Origin of the sequence: Streptomyces huiliensis (genome assembly GCF_020037025.1) — a bacterium.
GTDB lineage: Bacteria > Actinomycetota > Actinomycetes > Streptomycetales > Streptomycetaceae > Streptomyces > Streptomyces huiliensis.
Genome location: NZ_JAIQLH010000491.1, coordinates 1 through 2,771 on the forward strand (window position 1 = coordinate 1; position 2,771 = coordinate 2,771).

A 2,771-nucleotide genomic window follows, 5' to 3' on the forward strand; every position below is an offset into this window, starting at 1 on the left:
GAGCAGCAGCGCCGCCGCGCCCGTCAGCAGTACGCGCCTCCGCGGGCCGCCGCGGGCCCGCGCCGTCGTCGTGAACGCCACGTTCCACTTCCTGCCGGTGGTCGTTGGGGCACCGTCGCGGGACCAGGGGTCGTGATCACCGTTCGCGAGCGTACCGGCGCCCGGCGGGTGTCCCGCGGACGAAGGCACCGAATCGTCAGCCGGGTGCCGGAACGGATAGGCTTTGACCTGACACGCGACTTTCCCACAACAGCACACGCGGCCGAGGAGTCACCCGGATGAGCACCACCCAGAGCGAGCGGCTCCGCGAGCTGCTCGCCCCTCTCGTCAGCGCACGGGAGCTGGATCTGGAAGAGGTCGAAGTGACGCCGGCCGGAAAACGGCGTGTGCTGCGCATCGTGGTCGACTCCGACGAAGGCGTCCAGCTGGACGAGTGCGCCGAGCTGAGCCGCGAGGTCTCCGCGAAGCTCGACGAGAGCGACGTCATGGGCGGCGCGCCGTACGTCCTGGAGGTCACCTCCCCGGGCGCCGACCGCCCCCTCACCGAGCACCGGCACTACGTCCGGGCGACCGGCCGGCTGATCAAGGCCCAGCTCACCGCGGGCGGCGAGCTGGTCGCGCGGATCATCGCCGTGGACGACGAGGGGCTGGACGTGGAAGTGCCGGGTGTGAAGGGGCGCAAGCCCACCGCCCGGCGGCTCGCCTTCGACGAGATCGCGAAGGCCCGCGTGGAGATCGAGTTCAACCGACCGTCCGGTGCGGGGGCCACGCAGGCCGAAGCGGAAACCGACGAGAACCAAGAGGAGGCGTAGCCGTGGACATCGACATGAGTGCCCTGCGGGGCCTGGTGCGAGAGAAGGAGATCTCCTTCGACCTGCTGGTCGAGGCGATCGAGTCGGCGCTCCTCATCGCGTACCACCGCACCGAGGGAAGCCGCCGCCGGGCCCGCGTGGAGCTGGACCGGTCGTCCGGCCACGTCACGGTCTGGGCCAAGGAGGACCCGCAGGACCTCGCCGAGGGCGAGGAGCCCCGCGAGTTCGACGACACCCCGTCCGGCTTCGGCCGGATCGCCGCGACCACCGCCAAGCAGGTCATCCTCCAGCGTCTGCGCGACGCCGAGGACGAGATCACTTTCGGTGAGTTCGCGGGCCGCGAGGGCGACGTCGTCGCCGGCGTCGTCCAGCAGGGCAAGGACCCCAAGAACGTCCTGGTCGACATCGGCAGGCTGGAGGCCATCCTGCCGGTGCAGGAGCAGGTCCCCGGCGAGGACTACACGCACGGCACCCGGCTACGCACCTACGTGGTGCGGGTCGCCAAGGGCGTCCGCGGCCCGTCCGTGACGCTCTCGCGGACCCACCCCAACCTGGTGAAGAAGCTCTTCGCCATGGAGGTCCCGGAGATCGCCGACGGCTCGGTGGAGATCGCCGCCATCGCCCGCGAGGCCGGCCACCGCACCAAGATCGCCGTCCGTTCGACCCGCTCCGGGCTGAACGCCAAGGGCGCCTGCATCGGCCCGATGGGCGGCCGCGTCCGCGCGGTGATGGCGGAGCTCAACGGCGAGAAGATCGACATCGTCGACTGGTCGGACGACCCGGCCGAGCTCGTCGCCCACGCGCTGTCCCCCGCCCGGGTGAGCAAGGTGGAGGTCGTGGACCTCGCCGCCCGCTCGGCCCGGGTGACCGTCCCGGACTACCAGCTGTCGCTCGCCATCGGCAAGGAGGGGCAGAACGCCCGCCTGGCCGCGCGGCTCACCGGCTGGCGGATCGACATCCGGCCGGACACCGAGCAGCAGGACAAGCCGGAGTAAGCGCCTGCGGCGAGCGCCGGCGGGCGGAAGCACTCGGGGGCGCGCGGCGGAGAGCCGGCGCCGGTACCGCGGTGCCTTGCCCCCGGCGCTCGCCGCCGCCGTCCGCCGCCGCGGTGGCGGAAATCCACCGCGGACCGGACGCGGATCCGACGAGAATCCGCCACGAGTCAAAAGGCATACGTAGCCGATCTGTGCCCCAAAGGGGTGAGCTCGGCTCGGGGAGGTAGACTTAACCAGTGTCTGGCCGGACGCATGCCCGCGTATGCCCTCAGCGCACCTGTGTGGGGTGCCGGGAGCGAGCGGCCAAGGGCGATCTGCTGCGGATCGTGTTGATCGAGGACGCCTGCGTCCCCGATCCGCGCGGTACGCTGCCCGGCCGGGGTGCCTCCGTGCACCCCACACTGGTCTGTCTCGACCTGGCGGTCCGCCGCCGGGCGTTCCCCCGGGCCTTCAAAAGCCCGGGACCGCTGGACACCGCGGAACTGCGCCGTCACATCGAGACGATCGAGCGGTAAGAAGAGTTGGACCCCGCATCAGCGGGGATGTCCCAGGCACGGGTACCCGGTACCCGTGCGGTCAGGTACCTCGCGATTTGGAAGTAGGTCGAGATTGCGATGAGCACTCGATGAGTACGCGATGAGTACGCCCATGAAGTAGCGACGGTCCGGTTGACAACCCGGACCTAGAAGGAGCGAAGTGGCTAAGGTCCGGGTATACGAACTCGCCAAGGAGTTCGGAGTGGAGAGCAAGGTCGTCATGGCCAAGCTCCAAGAACTTGGTGAATTCGTCCGTTCGGCGTCCTCGACGATCGAGGCGCCGGTCGTCCGTAAACTGACTGACGCGCTGCAGGGGCCCGGCGGCAACGCCGGCAAGTCCGCTGCCAAGCCCGCGGCGCCGCGCAAGGCGGCCCCCGCGAAGCCCGGCGCGCCCACTCCGGGCGCCCCGCGCCCCGCCGCACCGGCCC

At 70.8% G+C, this 2,771-nt stretch carries 4 protein-coding genes; all 4 read left to right on the forward strand.

Annotated features, from left to right (window positions below; genetic code table 11):
* Positions 1-278: 278 nt before the first annotated feature.
* On the forward strand, positions 279-812 hold the full coding sequence (rimP, locus tag JNW98_RS35405) for a ribosome maturation factor RimP (RefSeq protein ID WP_223772365.1): 534 nt from the start codon (positions 279-281) through the stop codon (positions 810-812).
* Between the two features lie 2 nt (positions 813-814).
* A complete protein-coding gene (nusA, locus tag JNW98_RS35410; protein ID WP_223772366.1) occupies positions 815-1,807 on the forward strand; it encodes a transcription termination factor NusA in 993 nt (330 codons plus the stop codon).
* 236 nt (positions 1,808-2,043) lie between these two features.
* A complete protein-coding gene (locus JNW98_RS35415; RefSeq protein WP_223772367.1) occupies positions 2,044-2,322 on the forward strand; it encodes a YlxR family protein in 279 nt (92 codons plus the stop codon).
* Between the two features lie 181 nt (positions 2,323-2,503).
* Positions 2,504-2,771: translation initiation factor IF-2 N-terminal domain-containing protein (locus JNW98_RS35420; protein WP_223772368.1), on the forward strand; the 268-nt coding region annotated here is incomplete at its 3' end.